Annotated in this window: 25 protein-coding genes, 1 tRNA gene and 1 other RNA gene; 4 read left to right on the forward strand and 23 right to left on the reverse strand. The window is 55.5% G+C overall.

All coding sequences use genetic code 11. The annotated features are described in order from the left end of the window. Positions 1-2: 2 nt before the first annotated feature. Positions 3-227 (reverse strand): FeoA family protein, encoded by a 225-nt coding sequence (locus tag JJB07_RS09165; RefSeq protein WP_201633960.1) that lies wholly within the window; start codon positions 225-227, stop codon positions 3-5. 244 nt (positions 228-471) lie between these two features. Here JJB07_RS09165 and JJB07_RS09170 point away from each other — a divergent pair, with 244 nt between their 5' ends. After that, entirely contained in the window at positions 472-969 is a 498-nt protein-coding gene (locus JJB07_RS09170) for a VOC family protein (RefSeq protein WP_201633962.1), read from the forward strand. 249 nt (positions 970-1,218) lie between these two features. On the opposite strand, the gene JJB07_RS09175 is transcribed toward JJB07_RS09170, so the two are convergent. The 3 genes from JJB07_RS09175 to JJB07_RS09185 form a co-directional block, all read right to left on the reverse strand. Next, the gene (locus JJB07_RS09175; protein WP_201633964.1) at positions 1,219-1,470 is read right to left on the reverse strand and encodes a hypothetical protein; all 252 of its coding nucleotides are present in this window, start codon (positions 1,468-1,470) and stop codon (positions 1,219-1,221) included. A gap of 929 nt (positions 1,471-2,399) precedes the next feature. Continuing rightward, positions 2,400-2,855 carry a dihydrofolate reductase family protein gene (locus JJB07_RS09180; protein WP_201633967.1) on the reverse strand — a complete coding sequence of 152 codons (456 nt, stop codon included), beginning with the start codon at positions 2,853-2,855 and terminating at the stop codon, positions 2,400-2,402. 14 nt (positions 2,856-2,869) lie between these two features. Beyond that, the gene (locus JJB07_RS09185) at positions 2,870-3,247 is read right to left on the reverse strand and encodes a hypothetical protein (RefSeq protein ID WP_201633970.1); all 378 of its coding nucleotides are present in this window, start codon (positions 3,245-3,247) and stop codon (positions 2,870-2,872) included. 93 nt (positions 3,248-3,340) lie between these two features. On the opposite strand from JJB07_RS09185, the gene JJB07_RS09190 reads away from it, so the two are divergent. Further along, positions 3,341-3,655, forward strand: coding sequence for an MGMT family protein (locus JJB07_RS09190; protein ID WP_201633972.1), 315 nt, complete (start codon positions 3,341-3,343; stop codon positions 3,653-3,655). Between the two features lie 52 nt (positions 3,656-3,707). Here JJB07_RS09190 and ssrA read toward each other — a convergent pair. From ssrA to JJB07_RS09255, 13 genes are all read right to left on the reverse strand, one after another. After that, positions 3,708-4,073, reverse strand: a transfer-messenger RNA (tmRNA) gene (gene ssrA, locus JJB07_RS09195). A gap of 61 nt (positions 4,074-4,134) precedes the next feature. Then, positions 4,135-4,608, reverse strand: a complete 474-nt coding sequence (smpB, locus tag JJB07_RS09200) for an SsrA-binding protein SmpB (protein WP_201633974.1) — start codon at positions 4,606-4,608, stop codon at positions 4,135-4,137. Between the two features lie 84 nt (positions 4,609-4,692). Beyond that, positions 4,693-7,104, reverse strand: coding sequence for a ribonuclease R (gene rnr / locus JJB07_RS09205; protein ID WP_201633976.1), 2,412 nt, complete (start codon positions 7,102-7,104; stop codon positions 4,693-4,695). A 136-nt stretch (positions 7,105-7,240) separates the two neighbouring features. Beyond that, entirely contained in the window at positions 7,241-7,942 is a 702-nt protein-coding gene (locus tag JJB07_RS09210; protein WP_201633978.1) for an alpha/beta hydrolase, read from the reverse strand. A 99-nt stretch (positions 7,943-8,041) separates the two neighbouring features. Beyond that, positions 8,042-8,281, reverse strand: coding sequence for a preprotein translocase subunit SecG (gene secG / locus JJB07_RS09215; protein WP_201633980.1), 240 nt, complete (start codon positions 8,279-8,281; stop codon positions 8,042-8,044). 147 nt (positions 8,282-8,428) lie between these two features. Beyond that, positions 8,429-9,715, reverse strand: a complete 1,287-nt coding sequence (gene eno, locus JJB07_RS09220; protein WP_201633982.1) for a phosphopyruvate hydratase — start codon at positions 9,713-9,715, stop codon at positions 8,429-8,431. A 36-nt stretch (positions 9,716-9,751) separates the two neighbouring features. Beyond that, positions 9,752-11,287: a 2,3-bisphosphoglycerate-independent phosphoglycerate mutase gene (gpmI, locus tag JJB07_RS09225; protein ID WP_201633984.1), complete on the reverse strand. Its 1,536-nt coding sequence runs from the start codon at positions 11,285-11,287 to the stop codon at positions 9,752-9,754. Positions 11,288-11,380: 93 nt separating this feature from the next. Next, positions 11,381-12,145, reverse strand: coding sequence for a triose-phosphate isomerase (gene tpiA, locus JJB07_RS09230; RefSeq protein WP_201633986.1), 765 nt, complete (start codon positions 12,143-12,145; stop codon positions 11,381-11,383). Between the two features lie 18 nt (positions 12,146-12,163). Then, on the reverse strand, positions 12,164-13,351 hold the full coding sequence (locus JJB07_RS09235; RefSeq protein ID WP_201633989.1) for a phosphoglycerate kinase: 1,188 nt from the start codon (positions 13,349-13,351) through the stop codon (positions 12,164-12,166). 179 nt (positions 13,352-13,530) lie between these two features. Beyond that, on the reverse strand, positions 13,531-14,541 hold the full coding sequence (gene gap, locus JJB07_RS09240; RefSeq protein WP_201633992.1) for a type I glyceraldehyde-3-phosphate dehydrogenase: 1,011 nt from the start codon (positions 14,539-14,541) through the stop codon (positions 13,531-13,533). A gap of 27 nt (positions 14,542-14,568) precedes the next feature. After that, entirely contained in the window at positions 14,569-15,600 is a 1,032-nt protein-coding gene (locus JJB07_RS09245; protein WP_236587909.1) for a sugar-binding transcriptional regulator, read from the reverse strand. A gap of 156 nt (positions 15,601-15,756) precedes the next feature. Beyond that, positions 15,757-17,109 (reverse strand): RNA polymerase factor sigma-54, encoded by a 1,353-nt coding sequence (rpoN, locus tag JJB07_RS09250; RefSeq protein ID WP_201633995.1) that lies wholly within the window; start codon positions 17,107-17,109, stop codon positions 15,757-15,759. Positions 17,110-17,203: 94 nt separating this feature from the next. Then, positions 17,204-17,395 (reverse strand): YetF domain-containing protein, encoded by a 192-nt coding sequence (locus tag JJB07_RS09255; RefSeq protein ID WP_201633998.1) that lies wholly within the window; start codon positions 17,393-17,395, stop codon positions 17,204-17,206. 127 nt (positions 17,396-17,522) lie between these two features. On the opposite strand from JJB07_RS09255, the gene comER reads away from it, so the two are divergent. Continuing rightward, positions 17,523-18,356, forward strand: coding sequence for a late competence protein ComER (gene comER / locus JJB07_RS09260; RefSeq protein ID WP_283809089.1), 834 nt, complete (start codon positions 17,523-17,525; stop codon positions 18,354-18,356). Positions 18,357-18,416: 60 nt separating this feature from the next. Here the strand turns inward: comER and thiD are convergent, their stop codons facing one another. Next, entirely contained in the window at positions 18,417-19,241 is an 825-nt protein-coding gene (gene thiD / locus JJB07_RS09265; protein ID WP_201634005.1) for a bifunctional hydroxymethylpyrimidine kinase/phosphomethylpyrimidine kinase, read from the reverse strand. A 128-nt stretch (positions 19,242-19,369) separates the two neighbouring features. Here thiD and JJB07_RS09270 point away from each other — a divergent pair. After that, positions 19,370-19,444: transfer RNA gene (locus JJB07_RS09270), tRNA-Arg, on the forward strand. 113 nt (positions 19,445-19,557) lie between these two features. On the opposite strand, the gene JJB07_RS09275 is transcribed toward JJB07_RS09270, so the two are convergent. The 5 genes from JJB07_RS09275 to JJB07_RS09295 form a co-directional block, all read right to left on the reverse strand. Beyond that, positions 19,558-21,219, reverse strand: a complete 1,662-nt coding sequence (locus JJB07_RS09275) for a peptide ABC transporter substrate-binding protein (RefSeq protein WP_201634008.1) — start codon at positions 21,217-21,219, stop codon at positions 19,558-19,560. Positions 21,220-21,335: 116 nt separating this feature from the next. Continuing rightward, entirely contained in the window at positions 21,336-21,929 is a 594-nt protein-coding gene (locus JJB07_RS09280) for a DUF3298 and DUF4163 domain-containing protein (protein WP_236587992.1), read from the reverse strand. A gap of 112 nt (positions 21,930-22,041) precedes the next feature. After that, on the reverse strand, positions 22,042-23,751 hold the full coding sequence (locus tag JJB07_RS09285; protein ID WP_201634014.1) for a stalk domain-containing protein: 1,710 nt from the start codon (positions 23,749-23,751) through the stop codon (positions 22,042-22,044). A 33-nt stretch (positions 23,752-23,784) separates the two neighbouring features. After that, the gene (locus JJB07_RS09290; protein WP_201634017.1) at positions 23,785-25,428 is read right to left on the reverse strand and encodes an ATP-binding cassette domain-containing protein; all 1,644 of its coding nucleotides are present in this window, start codon (positions 25,426-25,428) and stop codon (positions 23,785-23,787) included. Beyond that, the gene (locus JJB07_RS09295; protein WP_201634020.1) at positions 25,425-26,381 is read right to left on the reverse strand and encodes an ATP-binding cassette domain-containing protein; all 957 of its coding nucleotides are present in this window, start codon (positions 26,379-26,381) and stop codon (positions 25,425-25,427) included. Before JJB07_RS09295 ends, JJB07_RS09290 begins: the two co-directional genes overlap by 4 nt. Positions 26,382-26,469 lie beyond the last annotated feature (88 nt).

The following is a 26,469-nucleotide window of genomic DNA, read 5'->3' on the forward strand; positions in this document are numbered from 1 at the left end:
TTCTATACAGCTTCAATTAGGATATGTTTCGCTTCGGACAAACGGAAAGAGATCTGGTACCCGCGAAATTGCACGACCATCGGCCCGCCAAACGGAGCCTTGCGCACCACCGCCACTTCCGTCCCGGGAAGTAAGCCCAAGTCCATCATCCGCTTGCGGATCGATTCGTTCATGAAAAGATCCTTCACGACAGCCTTGAAACCTTCCTTGCATTCGCTCAGTCTCATCCCGCTCGCCTCCGTTGATGTTGAAAATCGTTCTCAATGTTTCGTTGCTTCAATGATAACGCCTCTCACCAGCTGTTGTCTAGGGGATTTTTTGTGTCAGGTTTTGGCGAAAAAAAAAGCACTCCTTACGCGCGGGGTGCAGAGTGCTACCTCATCTACTCCCTCTAGGTCTAAAAGGCAATTCTTCTGTTGGTGCCCTTATTTTCCTTTATTTGTTATATTAGAAGTATGGGGGTGTACTCGAATGATTCGTGGTTTGTATGAAGCTCATCTGCCCGTGCGTGATTTGGAGCGGTCTATTGTGTTTTATCAGAAGTTGGATTTGGAATTGGCGTGGCGGGATGAGGATACGGCGTTTTTCTGGGTAGAAAAAGGGAAGAGTTGGATTGGGTTGTGGGAGACGGAAAAAGTGGAGACTCCCTATCATCCGTCGCTGAGACATTTTGCGTTTGGGTGCGAGTTTGAGGAGATCGAGGGCGCGATTGCGTGGTTGCAGGCACGCGGGATTCAGCCGAGAAGAGATGCTCGGTTTGAACCGGATGTGCCCACGGAGCCGACGGTACGGCCTCATCAGGGGAATGCTTCGGTGTACTTCGACGATCCGGATGGGAACAGTTTGGAGATCATGTGTACGCTGCCGGGGGTGCCTGATCCGGAGGCGTCACGGATGTTTTTCAGTGAGTGGAAGAAGTTGAGGAAAACGGCTTTAGAGAAAGCACAAATACAAAAATCAAACTCCTGAAACGTATCGGGTATAAGTAAATTTTCCAGCCACCAGACCTCGATCATCAACAGCAGAAACGCAATCAGCGCCAACGCCGCACCCTGCGGGCTGTGAAATTCCTTTGGTCATCACCGGATTGCTCAACGCCACGAAGTCGGCATAGACGCGTTCGCCCAGCTACACTTTCCATTTCCAAGAAGTTGCTTGGAGCGTAGCGCCCGACAAAAAACCGCGCTTCAGGTGAAGAGCGGTTTTTTTGGTTAGAAGTTAGGCACGGTTCTTCTCACGAACCAGCAAACTTCCAATTATGGACAAAATCACAAATGCTCCTGCAAAGATGGCAACGCCCAAAACTTGAGAAAGACCGTCGGTGTCTCGAAGGAAGAACCACCAGATACTTGCGATCCCGTAGATCACAAAGTTCAACAGTACTAATCCGATTGCTCCCATCCGTGGTCGGAGCGCGATGTAGAGAATGGTTGCCACAACAGAAAGCAAAATCGGCAAGAGTAGAGCCATGTGGTACCTCCTTACTTTTGTGAGTTCTATTCGATCATATCTACTGGTCGTTTATCCTGCATGAGCATTAAGTCTTAAAATCCGGTCGGTCGCAGCTGCGTCCATTTAGTACGGGAACCGCCGCGTTGGCTTTTAAGTGTGAGTTTGAGGCGATCGGGGGCGCGATTGCGTGGCTGCAAGAACGTGGGATTCAGCCGAGAAAAGATGCTCGGTTTGAACCGGATATGCCTACGGAGCCGACGGTACGGCCTTATCAAGCAAACGCTTCCGTGTGTATCGATGACCCAGACGGGAATAGCTTGGAGATCATGTGTAGCCTGCCGGTAGAGATGGAGCCGGATACGGCGCGAATGCTTTTCAGAGAGTGGAAAAAACTGCGGAAGTAGCGAAACAAGCATCAGACCGCGCGTGGGCGGGCTGATGCTTGTTTTATAAAGGAGAGGTTTCGGCATAAAGCTCTTCGCCGGAGTTGGCATCGAAGACGACATACAAGGTGCGGTTCGAGACTTCGTCGGATCCGAAACTGTATCCTATCAAATCATGAAAGGACACGATGTAGGCCGGGGTGTCTTGCAAGTGTCGATTTGCAAGGTTCGGGGATGTCACGAGTTGATAGTCGATGTTGAGAGAGGAACATGATTCAAGGGCTGAGGCGTATTGCTTTTTTACAAGGTTGTAGATGTCCCTGTTTGTGAGTGTAGGCGAGGAAGTGGGTGTCGAGAATGTAAACCCTGCAAAGTCGAGTCCGTTCCTTGTTTCGTGATGGTTCATCGTGACTTTACTAGGGATTTTGTATTCTTGGACTGCAAAGAACACGGCTGGGAGAAGAAGAACCATAATCCCACAGAGCAGGAAAATGCGCGTCTTCCTCCATCTCGTGCGTTGATCGGAGTGCTTCTGCGGCGTACGTAAGTTTGCTGAGTTCTCGCTCATGCTTCGACCGTGGCGGCGTCATCGCGGTTTTCGTATTGCACCCAAACGCCCCCCTCCCCGATTGGTTTGCAGGTGACCAGTTCCAACCGCGTCAGCCCTTCCGTCGACGTCAAATCCGGCGCGACGTCTTCACGCGTGACGACGGTCAGGCCGTCGATGAATGCCCAATCAACACGCCCACGCCCGTCGAAGGCAATGAAGTTTTTCATCGCTTTCGGCTGGTAGTGCATCTCTTTGGGCTCAATGTAGTGATTGCCGAACACGAAGAACGCCTCGCTGCCCGAGATTATCCCGTCGCATTCCAACTCGTCCATCAAACGATGCACGATGTCATTCGCCCCGCCGTCAAACCCTTCCGCTGTCCATTCGTAGACATTACGCCCTGGGCCGGTGGTGATGCGGCCGTCGATGGAGCTGAACAGCACGGCGATGATTTTGGGTCTATATTTCATGGAAAAATCCCCTCTCATTTCAACAACATATCAGGCTGAGAGGCTAGCCGATCTTTTATTTTTTGGACTCTCACCTCACCGATAACGTAGCCCGTGTCTCCCTTATTTGGGCTAATATCAAATCCTAAGTTGTGAAGCGACAAACCCTCTTTCGGCCCTACAACCCACTCAACAGGTGTTTGATAGGGCCATTGCGATTCTGGGCGGTGAATATAGTCGCCTGTCACTTTCACAATTCCGACAACTTTTTTTATGGGATCGGTGATATAGATTGCCAACTCTTGACCTACTCTTACTTTCTTGGCAAATTGTAATCCGATTACAGTCCTTGGCCAACCCGCCACTAGATTTTCCGTACTTAATAAGAAATCCGGATATACAATTTTTATCATGTCGTTCTTGAACCTCCCCATTTATGTTACAATAGTACTTCTACAGTAGTAATTTAATTCCTCTTGTATTGTTTTGTTGGGTATAATACTCCTATGACTCCCTTCACACAACGCGTAGTAGACATTTTAAAAAGCATTCCCCCCGGCAATGTGATGACGTATGGGCAGGTGGCCCGGCTGGCGGGAAGTCCGCGGGCAGCGAGGCAGGTGGTGCGGGTGCTGCATTCGATGAGCCGGAAGTATGGATTGCCTTGGCACCGTGTCATCAATTCCAAGGCGAAGATCGGGTTGGATGACGGTGAAGAACAGCGTCATTTGCTGGAACTCGAAGGCGTGGAATTCAGCCTCGGGAGTGTCGTCGACTTGGACATCTATCAGTTCCATCCCGACATCCCGCCAGAACAATAAAAAACCCTGTTTCTCCGGTCAGTCCAGAGAAACAGGGTTTTTTAATGATTTTTGGTGGAGGCGAGGGGAGTCGAACCCCTGTCCGAAGACCTCGCTACATGAGCTTCTACGAGTGTAGTCGTCTCGTTTGGTTGTCGTATCGGGGACGCGGAGCGACACGCTTCCCTTCAACCAGCTCGTTTTAGTTTAGTCGGAGGGCCACGGGCGATCCCTTCGACGATCCCGCTAAAGTGACGTTCAACCCGCTACGCGGGAGATAGAGAGCTGAACGGATTCACAGACTAAGCTGCGAACGCGAAAGAGTTGTTGCTGTTGTTTTTAGCGTTTAAATTAGGTCCGCGTTTTTTACGTGGCCTCGCAGCCCCACGACTCGCTACTACATGCTCGAACAATCCCCGTCGAATCCAAAAACGCCCCCATGTGAGAAGAGGTACACACTTAGTATACCATAACACCCGCAAGAAAAGCGGTGGTACTTCCTAGTACTTCTGCCGGTCTCGGAGCGCACGCTGGATATCTCGTTGTGCGTCTTTTTTCGCGATGTCTTGGCGCTTGTCGTAGTTCTTCTTGCCCTTCGCCAAGCCGAGCAGGACTTTCGCGTAGCCGTTCTTGATGTAGATCTTGAGCGGGACGAGCGCGTAGCCCTTCTCCTTCATCTGACCGAACAGTTTGTCGATCTGTCCGCGGTGCAACAAGAGCTTGCGAGTGCGCGTCGGGTCGACGTTGAAGCGGTTGCCTTGCTCAAACGGCGAGACGTGCATGTTCAACAGCCAGGCTTCTCCACTGTTGATCCGGGCGAAGCTGTCCTTGAGGTTGGCTTTGCCTTGACGCACCGACTTGATCTCCGTACCGGTCAGGACAATCCCCGCCTCGATCGTTTCTTCGATGAAATAATCATGATTCGCTTTGCGGTTCTGTGCCAAAACTTTCGGATCTTCCGCCTTGGTCGCCATGGGTCAGCACCTCCTCTTGTTCCAAACATTGTACAGCAGAAACTTCCACTCCGTCAAGAGAAGGAGGAAAAAAATGCCCGCTGGTTAGCGGGCATTTCTTCTCTTCTTGTTGCGCTTCGCTTTCGCAATCACTTGCTTCAGCTCGCCGAGTTCCTTCGGTGTACGGCCCCCGTTGGCTCCGGCAGTTCCACCGGTGCCGCCTTGACCTTGGCCACCGCCGGGTTTGCGGTTTTTCGACGCAACAGCCGGCTTTTCCGTGTCGCTGCGTTTTTTGCCAAAGGTTTGGCGCTTTTCTTTTTTCTGCTTGACCTTCTGTTCGTTCTCCATGGTGCGACGGCGCTCGTTGTCTTTGGTGTTGCGCAGGAGTTGGAAGTCGATCGTGCGATCCAACTTGTTTGCGCCCATGCATTTGACTCGAACCGGGTCCCCGATACGATAGATGCGACCCGTGCGCTCTCCGACGAGGCAATATTGCTTCTCGTTGAAGTTGTAGTAGTCGTCGTCCATGTAGGACACGTGAATCATGCCCTCAATCGAGTTGTCGAGCTCGACGAACATCCCGAACGACGTCACGCCGCTGACGATGCCGTCGAACACTTCGCCGACTTTGTCGAGCATGAACTCGACTTTTTTGATATCGTCCGTTTCGCGCTCTGCATCGACCGCGACACGCTCGCGTTCGGAGGTGTGACGACCGACTTCCGGCATGATCGCAGTCAAACGCTCGTGACGCTCCTCCGGCAATTTGCCGTTGTTGTCGATCACTTCACGCATGATGCGGTGAATCTGCAAGTCCGGATAACGGCGGATCGGCGAGGTGAAGTGCGAGTAGTACGTCGCAGCCAGACCAAAGTGGCCGACCGGATCATACGAATACTTCGCTTGCTTCAACGAACGCAGCAGAACGGTGTTGATAATCCGCTCCTCCGGCTGGCCTTTGACTTTCTCCAAGAGCTCTTGCAACGACTTCGGATGCACGCTCTTGCCGTTGCCGACTTTGAGGTGGTAGCCGAAGTTGTGGACGAACTCGTTGAAGCCTTGCAGACGCTCTGCGTCCGGCTCTTCGTGAATGCGGTACAGGAACGGCACTTGCATCCAGAAGAAGTGTTCGGAGACGCATTCGTTCGCCGCCAGCATGAACTCTTCGATGATCTTCTCCGCGACGGTGTGTTCGCGTTTCTTGATGTCCTCGACTTTGCCGGTTTCGCGGTCCACGATGACTTTCGTTTCTTGGAAGTCGAAGTCGATCGCCCCACGGTCGAAACGACGTTGGCGCAGTCTCATCGCGAGGTCTTCCATATCCTTGAACATCGGAATCAAGTTCTCGTAGCGCTTCACCAGCTCTTCGTCTGCAATTCCTGTGACCAGTTTGTAGACGTTGTTGTAGGTCATGCGCTCGGTGGTCTTGATCACCGAGGTGTAGATATCATGGCGAACCAGTTCCAGAGACGGCGAGAATTCCATCTCGCAGGTCATCGTCAGACGGTCTACGTGCGGATTCAGCGAGCAGATGCCGTTGGAGAGACGATGCGGAAGCATCGGGATGACGCGGTCGACGAGATAGACCGAGGTCCCGCGCTTGTAGGCTTCTTGGTCAAGAGGCGACCCTTCGGTGACGTAGTAGGTAACGTCTGCGATGTGGACACCGAGCAACCAGTTGCCGTTGTCGAGTTTCTTGACATGTACGGCGTCGTCCAAGTCCTTCGCGTCTTCCCCGTCGATGGTGACGATCACTTCATCGCGCAGGTCGCGGCGTCCGACGAGGTCGCGCTCGGTGATCAAGTCCGGAATGTCGTTGGCCGCTTCCAGCACTTCCTCCGGGAACGCCTCGGGCAGACCGTATTTGCGAATGACGGAGAGGATGTCGACGCCCGGATCGTCCGGGTTGCCGAGGATCTCCAACACGCGGCCTTGCGGGTTGCGCCAGCCTTCCGGATACGCGATGATTTCGACGACGACTTTCTGACCTTCCTTGACGCCTGCGTAGTCTTCCTCAGCGAGGAAAATGTCTTGGCCCAGACGCTTGTCGTCAGGCGAAATGAACGCATAACGCTTGGTCATCGTGCTTACGGTCCCGACGACGGTCTTGGTGGCACGCTCAAGGATGCGGATGATCTCGCCCTCTTGGCGCGGGCCGTTGCCCTTGCGGTTCACGCGGGCGATGACGCGGTCGCCGTGCATGGCGCCGTTCATGTCACCGGCTGCGACAAATACGTCTTTGTCCCACTTGACCGGGTCTTCCGGAATCACGAAGCCAAAGCCGCGCGACTTGCCCTGCAGGCGGCCGACGACGAGGTTCATTTTCTCCGGGACGCCATAGGCGGCGCTACGGGTTTGTACGACCTTGCCGTCTTCCTCCATGACGTTGAGAAGTTGAAGCAGCGCTTCGGTGTCCTCTTCGGACTGCAAATCGAAGTACGCCTCTAATTCTTCAGCGTTCATAGGCTTATATTCAAGACCGCGCATCAAATCGAGGATCTGTTGTTCTGTCAGCACGCTGGTCCCCCCTTTTGCGGTTTTGCGACTAGTATTCTCAAGGTACTCGGATGCTAAACAAAAGAAGGCAGGTTTCCATAAAATGCCCCTTGTCCCAAGTATAACATGCCCTACTACTTATGTATGCAAAAAGGGGCTATTGCGCCCCGATGAACGAGACGACTTCCACCATCACCTGTTCCGCTTCACAGTCTACACATATCATGTGCCGAGATTGCGGATAGTATCGCAATTCCTTGACGTTGCTGCGGGAAGCTTCATAGATATAGGTCGCACTTCGCGCCTCCACCAGATCGTCGAGCTCGCCCTGCACGACCAACAGCGGCATCTCGATCTCCTCCACCAACGGCTTCACCGTCTGCACGAGGCGGCGGAAATGGACGAGCGCGCGCACAGGCGTGCTTTTTACTTTGTTGAGGTAGCGTTGGACATCTTCGTCGCGGGCACCGCCGGGATGATTGCGCATCGACTTCTGAATCGCTTCGGCGATCGTCTTGAACAATTGCTTCGGGTTGATCGTGTAAATCGGTGTGGACAGCAGGGTCAGCGAGCGAATGCGGTCGCGGTACTTGTTCGCGAGATACGTCGCGATCAGCCCACCCATGGAGAATCCGACGAGATGGACTTGCTCATGCTCTTTCAAGAGAAGAGTCAATTCCTTCTCCACGCTGTGAATCCAATCCAGCCAGGAGACGCGCTCGAGGTCGAGACGCGAACCGCCGTGGCCGGCGAGAGTCGGCATGACGACCGTGTGTCCTGCTTCGCGCAGGTGTTCCCCCAATTGCCCGAGGTCGCTCGGAGCCCCGGTGAATCCATGAATCAGCAGACAAACTCCCATCGAAGTCTCAACTCCTGTTTCGGACTATGAAAAAAAGTACCGCCTCTGCCCATAGGTACTAGGAACGAGAACGGTACTCGGTGTTGTCAAAAAGGGAAACTAGCTTGCGTGCGAGATCAACCAAGCGACCCACAAGGTGAGGCCGATGAACGAAACGGCCAGACCGGCTGTAATACGAGCCAGAACCGCGTCAAAACCGCGCGCTTTGCGCCCGATCATCTGTTCTGCGCCCCCGGAGATTGCACCGGACAGACCTGCGCTCTTGCTCGATTGGAGCAAAACGACGAGAATCAGGGCAATTGCAACGATGATCAACAAGACTTTAGCAAACGTCAACATCTAACTTACTCACCTCCAAAGGTGCGGAAGAGCCACACATTTACGCCATCTATTGTAACATATGCCCATCTCCTGTACAAGGATGGACCTTCATTTAAAAAAGGCCCGCTCGGTCGCAACCGGGCGTGCCTCTTTTTCAAAACGGTGTTACTTCTTGAGGTTGTAGAAGGACGCGCGGCCGCCGAATTTCGCGGTGTAGTCGAGTTGGTCTTCGATGCGCAGGAGTTGGTTGTACTTCGCCACGCGGTCGGTGCGCGACGGTGCGCCGGTTTTGATCTGGCCGGCGTTCGTTGCCACTGCGATGTCCGCGATGGTGACGTCTTCGGTTTCACCGGAGCGGTGCGAGATGACGGCGGTGTAGCCGGCACGCTTCGCCATTTCAATCGCGTCAAACGTTTCGGTCAGGGTGCCGATTTGGTTGACTTTGACGAGGATCGAGTTGCCGACGCCCTTTTCGATGCCGTCTGCGAGGCGGGTGGTGTTGGTGACGAACAGGTCGTCGCCGACGAGTTGCAATTTGCCGCCCAGACGTTCGGTCAGCAGTTTCCAGCCGTCCCAGTCGTCTTCGGCGAGGCCGTCTTCGATCGAGATGATCGGGTATTTGGACGCGAGGTCTTCGTAGAGAGCGATCATTTCCTCGGAGGTTTTGATGACGCCTTCGCCTTCGAGGTTGTATTTGCCGTCTTGGTAGAATTCGGTGGATGCAACGTCAAGCGCCAACATCACGTCTTCACCCGGTTTGTAGCCCGCTTTTTCAATCGCGGAGACGATCAGTTTGAGCGCCTCTTCGTTGGATGCGAGGTTCGGTGCGAAGCCGCCTTCGTCGCCGACTGCGGTGTTCAGGCCTTGTTCCTTGAGAACGGACTTCAGGGAGTGGAAAATTTCCGCACCCATGCGAAGTGCTTCACGGAAGGACTCAGCGCCCACCGGCATGACCATGAACTCTTGGAAGTCAACGGTGTTGTCCGCATGTTGACCGCCGTTGAGGATGTTCATCATCGGGACCGGCAGGGTCTTCGCGTTGAAGCCGCCGAGGTAGGTGTAGAGCGGCAGGCCGAGGTGGTTGGCTGCAGCGTGCGCAACGGCCATGGAGATGCCGAGGATCGCGTTGGCGCCGAATTTGCCTTTGTTGTCGGTGCCGTCGAGTTCGATCATGAATTTGTCGATGCCGACTTGATCGAGTGCGTCCATGCCGATGATTTCCGGCGCGATGTGCTCGTTGACGTTTTCAATCGCTTTGAGCACGCCTTTGCCGAGGTAGCGGGACTTGTCGCCGTCGCGGAGTTCGACTGCTTCGTACGCGCCGGTGGAAGCGCCGGACGGTACGATCGAACGGCCCATGGTGCCGTCTTCGAGTTCAACTTCAACTTCAACGGTCGGGTTGCCGCGGGAATCGAGTACTTCACGAGCACGGATGTCATAAATGATGGACACAGAAAACAGCTCCTCGTCTATGTAATGAATTTGTGGTTACTGAATCAGGGTCTTGCCGGTCATTTCCTTGGGCTGCTGAACTTGCAGCAGGTGCAAGATCGTCGGCGCGAGATCGGCGAGAACGCCTCCGTCTCGCAGAGTAGCGTCTGCTTGGGTGATGATCAGCGGCACCGGATTGGTCGTGTGCGTGGTGCAAGGCTCGCCGCTTGGCATAATCATCATGTCCGCGTTGCCGTGGTCTGCCGTAATCAGCGCAACGCCGCCGACAGAGTGGATTTTCTCCACGACTTGTGCAAGACATGCATCGACCGTCTCAACCGCTTTGATCGTCGCTTGGAGATCGCCGGTGTGACCGACCATGTCCGGGTTGGCGAAGTTCAGGACGATGAAGTCCAAGTGGCCTTCTTCGAGCTTCGCCACACACGCGTCTGCGATGCCCTGCGCGCTCATCTCCGGTTGCAAGTCGTAGGTTGCGACTTTCGGGGACGGAATCAGCACGCGTTCTTCGCCTTCGAATTCCGCTTCACGGCCGCCGGAGAAGAAATAGGTGACGTGCGGGAATTTTTCGGTTTCGGCGATGCGCAGTTGCTTCATGTTGTTTTGGGTCAACACTTCGCCCAAGGTGTTGTCGAGGTTGGTCGGTTTGTACGCGACGAAACCGCCGACAGACTCCGAGAAACGGGTGAGCGTGACGTAGTAGAGGTCTTTCGGGAACTTCTCGCCACGGTCGAACCCGCGGAAGTCTTCGTTGGTGAAGACTTGCGAGATTTGAATCGCGCGGTCCGGGCGGAAGTTGAACATGATGATCCCGTCGTTGTCCTGAATCAAGCCGACCGGCGTGCCGTCCGCATGAGTGATGACAGTGGGAAGGACAAATTCGTCGGTGACCGATGCATGGTAGGAGTCCTTGAGCGCTTGAACCGGGTCGGTCGAGGTCGGGCCGTCGCCGTAGACCATCGCGCGGTAGGCTTTTTCGGTGCGCTCCCAGCGTTTGTCGCGGTCCATGGCGTAGTAGCGGCCTTGGACGGTGGCGATTTGGCCGACGCCGAGTTCCTTCATTTTTTTCTCAAGGTTCTCGATGTAGGTGGTCGCCGTTCCCGGGACGACGTCGCGACCGTCGAGGAAGGCGTGGATGAAGACGTTCGTGAAGTCTTGGCTGTGGCAGAGTTCCAAGAGCGCAATCAAGTGGTTGATGTGGCTGTGAACGCCGCCGTCCGAGACAAGGCCGTAGAGGTGCAGGTTGGTGCCTTTTTGTTTGCAGTGGTTGATCGCGTTGAGGAAGGTTTCGTTTTTGAAAAACTCGCCTTCGCGGATCGACTTGGAAACGCGGGTCAACTCTTGGTAGACGACGCGGCCGGCGCCGATGTTGGTGTGGCCGACTTCGGAGTTGCCCATCTGCCCTTGCGGAAGACCGACCGCTTCGCCCGATGCTTCGAGGTGGGTGTGCGGGTAGGTGTTCCAGTAGGAGTCAAAGTTCGGTTTCTTCGCCAGATACACGGCGTTGCCCGTGGTCTCCTGACGGCAGCCGAAGCCGTCGAGGATGATCAGCGCAACCGGTTTTGGACGTGCCATTGGGGTACCTCCTTAAAAGTTGCAGATACACGAACTGCGTTCGCTTTCAAACCAAGTAATAAAGAGTAATCTCACTTTTTCCAAAGCCCCTTTTTACAGAGCGTTGCGAACGAGATTCGCGAAGGAGCCTGGGTCGAGAGATGCACCGCCGACGAGAGCGCCGTCGATGTCGGATTGGGCCATGAGTTCGGCGATGTTGTCCGGTTTGACGGAGCCGCCGTATTGGATGCGGATGAGGTTGGCTTTTTCTTGGCCGTACATGTCGGCGAGGACCGTACGGATGTGCGCACAGACCGTGTTCGCATCTTGGGAAGTTGCGGTCATCCCTGTGCCAATCGCCCAGATCGGTTCGTACGCGACGACGCAACGGGTGAAGTCATCAACAGAGACGCCGTTGAATGCAGCGCGTACTTGCGATTCAACGAGCGTGTTCGTCACGCCTTGGTTGCGTTGGTCGAGGTCTTCGCCGACACAGACGATCGGCAACAGCCCGTGCTTGAGCGCCTGTTGGACTTTGGCATTTACGGATTCGTCCGTTTCGCCGAAATATTGACGGCGTTCGGAGTGGCCGATGATGACGTACTTCGCCCCTGCGTCCTTGAGCATGATCGCCGAGGTCTCGCCTGTGTAAGCACCCTCCTCCGCTTGGTGGACGTTTTGAGCGCCCAGTTGCGTGCGAGCGCCTTCGAGTTGGTTGTGCACCGCATAAAGTGCAGTGGCGGGCGCGCAGATGACGACGTCCGCTTTTTCAACGTTCGGAACTTCTGCGAGCAGGTTTTCCAGATGCTCGACGTAGGAGACAGCTTGCGAAACGGTTTTGAACATCTTCCAGTTGCCTGCGAGAATCGGTTTACGCATAAGGGGGAGTCCCTCCTCTTATTTGTCGTTCAGTGCGACAACGCCCGGCAGTGCTTTGCCTTCGAGGAATTCGAGGGAGGCACCGCCGCCTGTGGAGATATGAATCATTTTGTCTGCAAGTCCGGACTTTTCAACCGCTGCGACCGAGTCGCCGCCGCCGACGATCGTGGTACCGGTGTTCTTGGCCACCGACTGCGCCACAGAGTTGGTGCCTTGGGCGAACGCTTCCATCTCGAACACGCCCATCGGGCCGTTCCAGATCACGGTGTTGGAGCGAGCGATGACCAGTCCGAAGGTTTTCATGGATTTCGGCCCGATGTCGAGCGCCATCCAGCCCTCCGGCACGCCTTCGGTTTCAGCGTCGACGACTTTGTTCTCTGCGTCTGCTTTGAACTCGGACGCGACGACGAGGTCCTCCGGGAGGAAGATCATAACGCCTTCCTTCTCCGCGCGATCCAAAAGTTCCTTCGCCAGCGGGAGTTTGTCCTCCTCGACGAGCGAGTTGCCCAAGTTGTAGTCCATCGCTTTGAGGAAGGTGTTCGCCATGCCGCCGCCGATGATCAATTGGTCGACTTTGCTCAGCAGATTTTCCAAAACGGTGATCTTGTCCGACACTTTCGCGCCGCCGATGATCGCTGTGAACGGGCGGTTCGGGTCGTCCAGCGCACGTCCCATGATGTCGATTTCCTTCTCCATCAAGAAGCCTGCAACTCCCGGAATGTAATCGGCAATGCCTGCGGTGGATGCATGTGCACGGTGAGCGGTGCCGAATGCATCGTTGACGAAAATGTCGGCGAGCGAAGCGAACGCTTTGGCAAGCTCGGCGTCGTTTTTCTCTTCGCCTTTGTGGAAGCGGACGTTTTCCAGCAGGAGCACGTCGCCGTCTGAGAGCAGCGAAACGCGTTCTTGAACGGCCGGACCGATGGAATCGGCCGCTTTTTCCACGTTTTTGCCGAGCAGTTCGGAGAGGCGGACTGCGACGGGGTCGAGGCTGTACTTCGCGTTGACTTCGCCCTTGGGACGACCGAGATGCGACGCGAGGATGACGCGGGCGCCGTTGTCGATCAGGTAGCGAATCGTCGGGAGTGCTGCGACGATGCGGGTGTCGTCGGTGATCTTGTCGCCGTCAAGCGGCACGTTGAAATCGCAACGCACGAAGACTTTTTTGCCTCGAACGTCAATGTCTTTGACCGTTTTTTTGTTCATGGGGACCTCCGATATGTATGAGGATGACTTCCGATCATAGCAAATGAGGAGAATGAACCGTAGAATCCATCCTCCTCATTTGCATTTCGATATGATTTTACCAAATGTTGCTCCTGATGGAAACAGAATTCGGTCAATCTGTCATACTCTTTTCAGTTGTAGAGGTAAATAGGTTATACTTACAGACCTTTCGAGTCCATGTAGGCGCAGAGGTCGACGACGCGGTTGGAGTAGCCCCACTCGTTGTCGTACCAAGAAACGATCTTGATCATCGTGCCTTCGAGCACCATCGTGGACAGGCCGTCGATGGTGGAAGAAGCCGGGTTGCCGTTGTAGTCGATGGAGACCAGCGGCTTGTCGGAGAAACCGAGGATGCCTTTGAGCGGGCCTTCCGCCGCTTCCTTGAGGAACGCGTTGACTTCTTCGACCGTGGTTGCTTTTTCGACTTCAACGTTCAAGTCAACGACAGACACGTTCGGGGTCGGGACGCGCATTGCGAAGCCGTTCAGCTTGCCTTTGAGTTCCGGCAGAACGAGTGCAACTGCTTTCGCAGCACCGGTCGAGGTCGGGATGATCGAGAGAGCCGCTGCACGGGAACGACGCAGGTCTTTGTGCGGCAGGTCGAGTATCATCTGGTCGTTGGTGTAGGAGTGAACGGTGGTCATGAGGCCGTGTTTGATGCCGAGCTTCTCGTTCAGAACTTTTGCGAACGGCGCGAGGCAGTTCGTGGTGCAAGAAGCGTTCGAGATGATGTGGTGGTTCGCCGGGTCGTACTTGTCTTCGTTAACGCCCATGACGATGGTGACGTCCTCGTTCGAAGCCGGTGCAGAGATGATGACTTTTTTCGCGCCGCCGCCTTCGATGTGAGCTTTGGCTTTGCCGGCGTCGGTGAAGCGGCCGGTGGACTCGATGACGATGTCGACGCCGAGTTGTGCCCACGGAAGTTGCGCCGGGTCACGCTCTGCGAGAACTTGAATCGCTTTGCCGTTGACGAGCAGGGTGTTGCCTTCTGCTACGACTTCGCCTTCGAATTCGCCGTGTACGGAGTCGTATTGAAGCATATGTGCGAGGGTCGCTGCGTCGGTCAAGTCGTTGACTGCGACGATCTCAACATCGGTGCGACCGAAAGCTGCGCGAAATACGTTACGGCCGATGCGGCCAAAACCGTTGATACCTACTTTGATGGACATGTAGAATCTCCTCCTTGGGTTCTCCTATCAATTCTGCTCTTGTCTATGAGTTAAAATTGCATCTGCCACCGCTTCGTCTGTCACCAAGACATGCAAGGGACATCCGTGCGCAACGGCAGAGATTGCTTCTGCCTTGGACTTGCCTCCCGCGACGGCTACGATGCGTTCGATGTGCTTGAGGTCGGACAACCTCAACCCCACCGTGTTCATCGCGTGCACGATATTGCCGCTGCGGTCAAAATAATATCCGAACGCCTCCGCGATGGCTCCTTGGCCCGCCAGTTGTTCGATCTTGGCGTCAGGGAGCTTGCGTCGTCTAGCCATAGGAATAGCTTGCCCGATGCCGTGAACGACCATCCGAGCGCGTCGGATGCGTTGCAGAGTTTCCTGCACATGCGGCTCCGAGATGAACGACTGCAAAGCTTCATCGCTCATCAGGTCCGGTGCGTGCAACAGACGGTACGTGCCTCCCAATTGACTGGCCAGACGCGAGGCGATGGTATTCGCTTGAAATTCCATGTTCTCGCCGATGCCGCCGCGTGCAGGGACGACTTCTACGCCCAACTGCGTGCGTTGCATCTGGTCGGCGAGCGTGGCGGCGGTGGTGCCGCCGGTGACGGCGAGAATGTCGCCGCTTTTCAAAATGCCTCGGATGTAATCGGCGGCGGCGTGGCCGAGCGCCTTTTTCACCAAGGGGTCGAGGTCGGCGTCTCCGGGGACGATCAGAACGTGCTGAAGGCCGAGTTTTTCGGCGAGGCGGCGTTCTTTCTTGCCAAGTCCTTCAATTTCGCGAATGACGTCGGCGAGTTCATCCAGCAGAGTCGTGCCCGCGTCTGTCAGGCGCATGCCGACCGTTTCGATGATCAACAAGCCCTGTTCCTTGAGAAAGTCCACTTCGGCGCGCAGGATTCGTTCCGTTGTCTGAAGCTGCTGAGCGAGAGCGCGGCGTCCGATCGGCTGGGTCAGAAACAGATGGTGCAGGATGCGGTACCGCTTCTTCATGGTGATCAAGAGATCGGGGACCAGTTGTTGTTGCAAAGTCAGCAGTTCATTTGGCAACTTGGAAGTTCCTCCTTCTGTGGGGCAGATTGTGTCCCGCACCTACATATTATGTCCCACTTGCTTCGAAAAAAGTGCAGACACTTCGTCTGCTCATTTTTACTATATCCAACTCCCAAGAAATGTGCAACCCTCACGAGATGAATTGGAGGGATTCTAGTCTTCGTAGCGCTTGCGTTGCGAGGAGGACGGGAGCCCTTCCTCTTCGCGATATTTGGCGACCGTGCGGCGGGCGATTTCGATGCCTTGCGCCTGCAAGAGGTCGGTCAGTTTCTGATCGGAGAGCGGTTTCTTGGGGTTCTCGCTCGTGATGAGTCTGCGAATTTCCGCTTTGATGCTTTCGGCGGCGGCCCCGTCTCCCGATGAGGTCTGGACGCCGGAGTTGAAGAAATACTTCAATTCAAAAACACCGCGCGGCGTCTGCACGTACTTGCCGGTCGTCGCCCGCGAAACGGTCGATTCGTGAAGCCCGACCACCTCCGCCACCTGCCGAAGGGTAAGCGGTTTCATCGAAGAAATCCCGTGATCGAAAAAGCCGCGCTGCATGTCTACGACAGCACGCGTGACATTGTAAATCGTCTGCCTGCGCTGTTCGAGCGATTTCATCAGCCAGAGCGCCCCGCTCAGTTTGCCGTTGATGTACTCGCGGGTTTCTTTGTGCGAGGGGTCTTGGGTGTTCAGCATATTGCGGTAGAAATCGTTGATGTGGAGTTTGGGCAGGGCTTTTTCATTGACGACGACCACGTAGTCGTGGCCGACTTTTTCCACATAGACGTCCGGCACGATGTAGTGCGGGGTCTCGGTGGAGTACATGCGGCCCGGTTTGGGGTCGAGAGTTTTCAAGAGGTCGACCATGCGTTGGACGTCCGCCGGCGTCACGCTCAGGGCCGAGGCCACGCGGGTGATGCGGCCGTTCGCGACATCCTCCAAATAATGGTCGATCAGCGGATAGATGGCGAGAGGCACTTTGGTTTCCAGTTCGGCGAGTTGGAGACGCAGGCATTCGCTGAGGTCTCGCGCACCGACGCCGGTGGGTTCTAAGGTTTGGATGGTTTTCAGAACGGCTTCGACGTGCTCCAACTTGGCTTTCAGCGAAGTGGCACACTCCGGCAAGGAGAGCGTCAGATAGCCGTTGTCATCGAGATTGCCGATCAACCATCGCCCGATGCGCAGCTCATCCGGGGAGAGCTTGTGCAGACGAAGTTGGTCGTGCAAGTGTTCCTGCAGCGACTTGCTCTGGCGAATGCCCGCCGTCACGTCCCATTCGTCGCGGGATTCGGACATCGTCGCTCTCTCTCGTGCAGGGGACGAATCGCGTTGCATCCGTGCAAGTTCCGACCAGTCGATGCGCTGGTCAGACTCGATCACCGGGTTGACGGCGAGTTCGCCTTCGAGGTATTCCAGCAGCTCCAGCGACGAAAATTGTAAAACGGTGATCGCTTGGCGCAACTCCGGCGTCATGACCAAACGCTGTGATTGTTCCTGCCACAAGCCGTACCCCATCTGCATCTCGCGTGTCCCCCCTTTTGTCATGAAAAAAAGCGTCGTCACTGACTAGTGTAGCAGAACGACGCTTTTTTGGCGACGCGCGCAGAGACGCTTTTCAAGCGTAGAGAACGTGTACGCTGCCGCTTGGATCGAGCAGGGCGAATCGCACGTCGCGCAGGTCGTAGATTTGCAATTGGGACAAGGTCTCGCGCAGCCACGGCTCGTTGAGACCGGCTTTCATGAGATTGTCGTAGCACATCTTGCCCGCTTGAATCAGTGGGATGTGCCTGTTCGAGGGAGCTTCCATAGGGCAAAAACCTCCTTATGTTGTTAGCATGCACTTGGAGAGAAGTAAACATTCAGGGGAATAAGATCGGGCTCTGTCGGCATAGTGTTTGTGTAGCAAGTGAATTTTTGTTGAGGAGGAGACTGCCTTGCGGATAGGATTCATTGGGACCGGGAGTATGGGAAGCATGTTGATCCGCGCGTTTGTCCAATCCACGCTTTCCTCTGAGATCCAGGTGGTCGCCTGCAATCGCAGCCCGGAAAAACTGGAGCAACTCCAGACGCGGTATCCGCAGGTGCAAGTCTGCGAAACTGCTGAAGAGACCGTGTCGGCGTCGGATGTCGTGTTTCTCTGTGTAAAACCGGGCGATGCACCCGGTGTCATAAACCAAGTTTCGCCATTTATTCGCGAGGACCACTATTTCGTTTCGATCAACTCGCATGTTTTGTTGGAGGAGATGGAGGCGCTCCTCCCCTGTCGTGTCGCGAAGGTCATACCCTCGATTACGCAAGTGGCGCTGGCGGGCGTGACGCTGGTGATGCACGGGAATCGGACGACGATTGAAGATCGGCATGAGGTGGAGTCGTTGCTTGAGGCGATTTCCAAACCCATCGTCGTGGAGGAAGCGGACCTGCGTGTTTGTTCCGACCTGAGTTCTTGCGGGCCGGCGTTTTTGGCGGTGCTTTTGCAGGAGTTTGCGATGGCGGCGGTGCGTCAGGGCGGGATTCCGCGCGATTTGGCAGATGCGTTGGTGAAGGATATGACGCTGGGCCTTGGCAAGTTGCTGACGGAGGAAGGGTTTGAGTTTAGCGACGTCATTCGGCGGGTTTCGGTGCCGGGCGGGATTACGGCGGAGGGGATCAAAGTTCTGCAGCCGTCGATGTCGGGAATTTTTGATCAATTGCTGGTGACCACGAGATCGAAAGCGCACGGGCATAAGGCCGCGCCGTGCAAGGTAGAGTTGACGGAGTATGAGGACTAATACTTAGATGAAAAAAGAGCTGTGCCCTGAGTGGGCCAGCTCTATTTTTTGTAATCGGGGTTAGTTTTTGTGGCGGTTGTTGTAGGCCCAGTGATTTGTGGGGCCGTGGCCGGCGCCGAGGCCGAGGGTGTCCCGAATGGCGCAGGTGATGAATTCCTTGGCGGTGGCGACCGCTTCTCGGATCGGCGTGCCCTTGGCCAGTTCGGCGGTGATCGCAGCAGAGAACGTACAGCCCGTGCCGTGCGTGTGTTTCGTTTCATGTCTTGGCGAGACGTATTGCTCAAAGGTCTGACCATCGAACAGGATGTCGAGAGCATCGCCTTCGAGATGTCCGCCTTTGACGACGACGTACTTCGCGCCGAAGTCGTGGATGCGGCGGGCGGCTTCCTTCATGTCTTCCACCGTTTTGATTTCACGATTGATGAGAACTTCGGCCTCCGGAAGGTTCGGCGTGATGACGGTCGCGAGCGGAATCAGGTGGTCGATCAGCGCTTGTTGCGAGCTGTCTTCGAGGAGTTTCGCCCCGCCCTTGGCGACCATGACCGGGTCGACGACGAGGTTCGGGATGTTGTGTTGCTTGATCTTGCGAGCGACGGTTTCGATGATCGGCACTTGAGAAAGCATGCCTGTTTTCACAGCGTCTACCCCGAGGTCGGTGGCGACGGCGTCGATTTGCAGTTCGATGGCTTCGAGCGGCAAGTTGAAAATGCCGTGAACGCCCAACGTATTCTGCGCGGTAATCGCCGTGAGAGCGCTCATACCGTAGACGTTGAGGACGGTGAACGTCTTGAGGTCTGCCTGAATCCCCGCTCCCCCGCCGGAGTCGCTGCCTGCTATGGTTAACGCGCGCGCAACGCGAGATCGCGCCTGTTGTACGTCTGACATCTCTGGTTCCCCCTCTGGTGGAAATGCTATGGTTATTGTATCAGAATGTGGGGAGTTGCAAAACGTCTGATGATCGTGTAATATATCAAGTGTTCCTCAGACGGGAAACACAAGTGGAACCCACGCATGTGCCCATAGTGTATCGGATATCACGGTGGCCTCCGAAGCTGCAGAGACAGGTTCGACTCCTGTTGGGCACGCCAAATGAGTTTGAGAAAAAGAGACTCCTTCCTCGCGAAGGGGTCTCTTTTTTTGCTATCAAAAAAGCAGATGAAAAAACCCGTGTAGAGATGGCACGGGTTTTTTCCAATCTGCCTTACTTCTTCCCTTGAATAAACGTCTCTTTCAAGTCATACTCCCCGCCGTAGGTGCGGGTTTGGAAGTTTTTCACGTAGGGTTTGGTGAGTACGGCTTGCCCTCGGAAGAACAGCGGGCCGACGGGCATTTCTTGCATGAGGACGGTCTCGGCTTTGGCGAGGAGGTCCATGCGTTTGTGCGAGTCGGATTCGGTGTGGGCTTGGCTCATCAGGTTGTCGAAGTCGGTGCTCTTCCACTCCGACGACTTGAAGCTGCTGCCCGACCAGTAGTTGTCGAGGAACGTCGCCGGGTCGTTGTAGTCCGCCCCGAAGCGGGAGATCGCGACGTCATAATCGTGCTGCCCCATGCGTTGCAGACGCAGTTTGAACGGAACCGGGTCGATCTCCGCGTTGAGGCCGAGGTTTTGCTTCCATTGCGCTTGGAGGAACTCTGCTCCCTTTTGCCCGACATCGCCTGCGTCGACGAGAATTTTGATCGTCGGCATTGAAGTGATGCCTTCCTCCTTCATGCCGTCCGCCAAGAGTTGCTTCGCTTTGGCGAGGTTGTCTTTGCGCTTGATCAGGTCGCCCGCCGTTTGGCGGTAGTCCCCGCCGTCGGCGTTCTGGATGCCGGACGGAACGAGTCCCGTTGCGCCCTTGGAGCCGTCGTTGTACACGAGGTTGGCGTACATCTCGCCATCGACTGCGAACGTCAGCGCTTGGCGAACTTTCGCGCTTTGCAGGAATTTGCGGTCATAGTTGAAGCTCAAGTACCCCGACGTCAACTGCGGCACCGTGGAGAAGTCCGGGTTGTTTTTGTACGTATCGACAAACGATCCCGACAGCGCCGGCGTGCGGTCGAGTTGGCCGGATTCGTAGAGGTTGGAAGCGGTGCCCGTGTCCTTCACGACTTGGAAGTGGACTTTGTTCAGCTTGACTTTGCCTTTGTCCCAGTAGGAGTCGTTTTTCTCCAACTCCACCGATTGCTCATGGTTCCACGCCGTCATCTTGAACGGCCCGTTGAACAGCAATTTGTCCGCATCGCCTGCGTACTTGTCGCCTTGTGCCTCGACGAACTTCTGCTCTTGCGGGAAGAACAGCGGGAACGCCATCAGCTCGGCAAAGAACGGAACCGGCTGGTTGAGGGTGACTTGCAGGGTTTTGTCATCCAGCGCTTTGACTCCGACTTCCTCGCCCTTGCCGCCCTTGCTTTGGTTGTATTCCTCCGCGCCTTTGATCCAGTTGTTCATCAGGAACGCGTACTCGCTCTTGGTCTCCGGGTTCAGCGTGCGCTTCCAGGAATACTCGAAGTCTTTCGCCGTCACCGGGTCGCCGTTCGACCACTTCGTGTCGCGCAGATGGAACGTGTAGGTCTTGCCGTCTTGGGAGACGTCCCATTTCTCGGCAATCGCCCCTTGGGCTTTGTTGTTCGCATCGAGACGGGTCAGACCTTCGTTGACGTTCGACAGGACGGTGAATGCAATGCTGTCAATCGCTTTCGAGATGTCCAACGTCGGGATCTCGTCGTTCAACGGCAGAGAAATCTCTTGCGTCGCATCGAGAGCCGCAGACGTTGCTTGGGAAGCATCGGTCTTGGAATCACTGCTGCAACCGACCAGAGCGGTGCTTGCTAAAAAAGTTGCCGTGAGGGCAACGGTGAAGTTGCGTTTGTTTTGTTTCATCAGGTAGGACCTCCAACTATCATTTCCGATAAAATTTATAGGAATGGCATGAGTATACCCCTCGTGTAAAAACCCGTCAATTAAAAAGAAAACTTAAAAAAAAGCGAAAATGCCCCCTATTGAGGCAGTTTCGCTTTTTCATGAAGAACGCCGTCCCAAGGGATCTTGAATTCGGGCTGTCCCACGTAGCCTGCGGCAATCGCGTATTTGTCAAAGACGATGACCACTTCGCCGTCTTGCACGTAGAAGCCTTGGGTGTCTGAGATTCCGTGCCACTGGTCTTTGAAGTACGGAATGCCTTGGGCGATCCGCTCGTCGATTTGCTTGCCGATCTCTCGGTTCAACTTCTCTCGATACCCCGGCCCGAACAGTTCCTGCAAGGTGATCACATGAGCCGTTTCACCGTTGTAGATGTTGTAAAAGTCCAAGTCCGGCTTGCTCGTCCCTCCCATTTGCGCGTCCGTGATAACTTCCATCGAAAAAATGTCGTCGCCCGGTTTCGACTTCACCTCATGGGTGATCGTCAGAGTAACGGGGATCACGGGAAAGCCTCTCTTGCGCAGGTCGTCTGCTTGTTGTTTCGCTTTTTGAATAAAATCGGCCTTGTCACGATTGGCTTTGGCTTGGATTTCGGCGTTGATTTTTTGCTGGTAGGCGGTGTCTTTCAAGCCTGAGATCACCGGGACGTTGAGGTTCAACGAATAGAACATACAGGCCACGAGCAGACAACACTTGAGGATGATCAGTCCCCCCACCTCCTTCGTGCCTTTATTGTTTCCCGAAAAAAACCTTCGTCCGGCAGAGTGCCGAACGAAGGCTTTTTTATTTCACCCACGACGCGTAGAAGTTGGCGTCCGTCGGGAAGTACGACTCGGTGAAGCGCAGAAATTCCGGGGTCGTGATCTGTTTGTTTTGGTAGGCGTTGAAGTAGTCGTGCATGAAATGCAGGCTCGTCTGCAGCGGGTCGGTCGTCCCGCTGTTGCGTTTGAAGAGGTCCCACATCCGATACGCCGGTTGTGTGTAGTACGCTTGGAGCATGTCCGCTCGGTTCAATTCGGCAAGCGACGTGTGGGAGTTGAGGCTCGGTTTCCACTTGCGCTTGTAGCGAAGTTGGCGGAAGGCTTCCTGCTCCGGGGAGTTTTCCACGCCGTACATGTACAAGGACGTGGCCAACTCGGTCATGCCTTCATCGAGCCAACCTTCATGGAACGAGTCCGAACTCACCGTGAAGTTGAACCACTGGTGCGCAATCTCGTGGGCGACCGTTTCTTTGAAGAACAGCGGGTCATTGGGATTTTTCGTCGCTGGGACCGTCACGATGCCGGGGTACTCCATCCCGCCGTCGTTGGTCATGATGTCCAGTTGTTTGTGGGGGTAGTGTCCGATGTTCTCGTCGTAAAAATGAACCGACTTTTTGGCGGCGTCGAAGATTTCTTGCAACGCCTCTTCCTGCCCGACACGTCCGAAGACGCGGACGTCTACGCCGTCGACCGTCGCATTCAGCATCTTGAGGTTCGGCGAACCGTCGATTTGCGCGTAGATTTCCTTGACGTTGTTCATCGTGAGCTCGCCCTTGTTGGTGCCAAGCGGCAGGTCGGCTTCGGACGAAGAGATGAACGAGTACCCTTTCGGCAGGTCATAGGAGAGTTTGAAGTCGCTGAAATCGGTGAAGTACGACTCCGAGAACGGATAGTACGGGAACTTGTTCCAGCCCGATTCGTTGTAGGTGGCGAGCATCGGGTACCATTCGGCGAGTTTGTAGAGTTGCTCGGCGTCGTCCTTGGCAAATCGGTTGCCCGGTTGCGGGAGGGTGAAGGAATAGGTGACTTCGATCTCCGTTTTCTCACCCGGTTTCAGCGTCGTCGGAAGCTGGACGTCGAGGGTGTCTTTGCTGAGTTGGTACTGAGCTTGGGACCCGTTGGCTTTCAGGGAGTCGATTTTGACGCGGGCGTATTGATTGTTATCCGTGTGCGGAACCACGTTGGTGTTCTTGAATTCATCGGTGAACACATTCGGGATGAAGTAAAAAACGGCGTTGTCCCACGCCTGGTCCGAAACGTTCTCGACCTGAACTTTGGCGGTGACGTTGAATTCGTGCGCTTCGTTCATGGTGAGGTTGAGGTCGTAGGAAGCTTTGTCTCCGTTTTTCGCCCCTTGGGCGGTGAAGGTGTCGGGGTTTCCGATGGAGAGGCGGCCTTCGGATTCATTCCAGTTCAAGGTGTGGCCGAGGAGTTTTTCCACCAGTTGCAGCGGTATGTACGTCCGGTCTTCGCGCAGAGCAAGCGGAGCGGAGAGTTCCACGGTGGAATCCCCGACTCTCGCTTGTCGGGAGCCGATCTGCACTTGAAGGGCCTTGCTTCCTTCGATCAGCGTGGCGGTTGCGGTGGCGGATTCCCATTGGAGATCAGCGCCCAGTTGGTTGGCGAGAGCACGGAGCGGGACGAGTTTGACTGGTTTCGGTTCGCTGGCGATTGCCTGAGTAGGAGCGGTCACAGCCGCGATGAGGGCGAGGGCAAGAAGATGTTTTTTCATAGAATTCCTCCTCATTTCTGTATGATTACCATTTTATAGGAAAATGAGGAGGATGGACAGCAGAATTCCGAGTCCCATCGTCAACCAGTCCGCTCGATGGAGTTGTAAGCGAAGGCTTTGCGTGCGCTTTTTTCCAAAGTCTTGGTATCCGCGGGCTTCCATGGCGGTGGAGAGCTCTTCGCCGAGTTGGAGCACGGAGAGCAAGAGCGGGATGACCAGCACGGGAATGTCTCGGACGCGCAGGCCGCCGAGTTTGGCGTTGGAGCGTCCTCGGGCGCGAGTGATGCGGGAAAAACGTTGCAGTTCGCGCAGTATGACCGGGATGAAACGAAGCAAGAGCGAGACGGCGAGGGCGAACGCTTCGACAGGAAGTTTCAGACGTGCCAGGGGGGCGAGGGCTTGTTCAAGAGCGCGTTTCATCCGCAGTTGGCCGGTTGTGGCGGATAGCAGAAAGCCGAGAATCAGGACGAGCAGGACTTTGAAGACACGGGTGAACGTGTACAGGGCCGAGTCGAGTGAAAAGCCGAGACCTCCTGAGAACTGCAAGCCGGAGAGGACGACGGAGAACGCCAAGAACCAGAGAAACGGCTTGATGACGCGGAGCAGTTCGCGATAGGAAGATTGGGAAGCGAACAGAACCGCGAGAGTCAGGATGGTCCCGACGAGCAGGCCGAGCCATGTGGATTGCATCAGCAGCCCGACCGACAACGCGACATAAAATACCCACTTGCCACGGGGGTCGAGGCGGTAGATCAAAGGTTTCGAGGCGGGGGTTAACTCGGGAGGTGTGGTTGGGGTCGACTGGGGCTTCGTCTCTACTTTTATTGCAGACCCCTCATGCCCTACGTGCCTGTCTCTTTCGTGCAACTGCCTCGCAATCTCTGCCGCGAGTTGGTCTGGGGAGAGCACGCCTTGCGGAAGTTTGAAACCGCGTTGGCGCAGGTCGATTACTGTCTGTAGGCTTTCCGGGAGTCCAATCCCTGCTTCGTGCAAGACGTTTGGATGGGCGCACAGTTCATCCGGAGTCGTGTCCGCGAGAATCTGCCCACCGGCTACCACCAGCACTCGATCTGCAATCGGGAAAAAGGCGTCGAGGTCGTGTGTCACGATCACGAGCCCTCCCCCCGCCTGTTGCTCCACCCACTCCTGACACCACTTCACCAAACCGGTCGTACTCTGCGGGTCCAACCCCGCCGTGGGCTCGTCGAGAAACAGCCAAGAGGGCTCGACGGCAAGCGTCGTTCCTAACGCCACGCGCCGTTTTTGCCCACCGCTCAACGTCAGCGGAGATTGAGGGAGCAAGTCCAACGACAGTCCCATCGCCTGAAGCGCGTCTCGCGTTCGACGCCCGACCTCGTCCTTCTCCAACTTCAATGCCTTCAACGAATACGCAAACTCTGCCTCCACCGACTTGGCGAACAACTGCTGTTCCGGCGATTGAAAGACGACGCCGATGTCGTTTTGCACCGTTCGGTTCACCCGATTTCCATCCCAGAGCGGCAGGTCGCCGTACTGCACAGAACCGGTCGTCGGTTTTTGCAAGCCGGTCAGGACATCGAGCAGCGTTGACTTGCCCGCCCCCGTTCGTCCGATCAACAGCGTGATGCCGCTCCCGATTTCACAGGAGACGTTGCGCAAGATTCCCTGCCAATTGATCCCTTCCAATACAATCTTCATAACGCATCCCCCACTTGTTCCGGCAAAAGCGGCCGTGTCCGCAACGCGACCCCGGTCTGTTCCAAAGCCCGTGCGACCTGCACGGCATACGGCGGTGCAAAATGAAGTCTGTCACTCGGCGAGTCCTCGCCGTCTCTTCCATAGAAAAACTGTTCAGGAGTCCCTTCAAAAACCACTCGCCCGGTTTCCAGCGCCGCCACCCGCTCCGCTCGCACCACTTCGTCCATCCATTGCGTAATCCAGACGACCGTTCGTCCTGTGAGATGCAAGTCTGCGGCGACGCGCAGGAGAGAGGCACGTGATTCCGGATCGAGCATCGAAGTTGCTTCGTCGAAAATCAAAACCTCCGCCTGCATCGCCAAGCAACCGGCGACGGCGAGCAATTGTTTTTGTCCGCCGGAGAGCGTGGAGACGTCGGCGTCTTTTTTTTCTAACAAGCCGACTTTTGATAGAGCCGCTTCCGCTCGGGCAGGCATTTCCTCCGTTGGAACTGCGAGATTCTCAAGGCCGAAGCAGACGTCCTCCCAAACGGTTTCACCAACGATCTGTGCGTCGGGATTCTGGAACACCAACTGGACGCGTCCGTCGCCCCGTTCACAGACCCCGCGCGAAACGGGCAGCAGCCCTGCCATCACCCGACCGAGCGTACTCTTCCCGCTCCCGTTTCTCCCGATGATCGCAATCCAATCCCCGCGCCGAACTTCCAGATCGACTTCTTGCAAAACGAAACGAATCCCCGACTTTGCAGAACCCCCAGAATTTCCGACAATCCCTTCAACATCAGAACTCCCTACAGAACCTCTAGCCTCAGAGCTCTCGACATGACCTCTAGCTTCAGAACTCCCAGGAGTCCCACCGGTCGTGGCGAATGCGACGGAGACGTCTTTTAACTGAATCTCGCTTACTCGTGCAAACTCCTCCGTCCTTGCCCTCTCGTGCTTCCCCGCGTTCATCGCGGTCCCTCCTCTTTTCTTCCCTACCTATATTGTGGTAGAATCCGATTGTCATCCTATTTAGTTCCTAAGTTAACATTGGAATGGA

Origin of the sequence: Tumebacillus amylolyticus (genome assembly GCF_016722965.1) — a bacterium.
Taxonomy (GTDB): Bacteria; Bacillota; Bacilli; order Tumebacillales; family Tumebacillaceae; genus Tumebacillus; species Tumebacillus amylolyticus.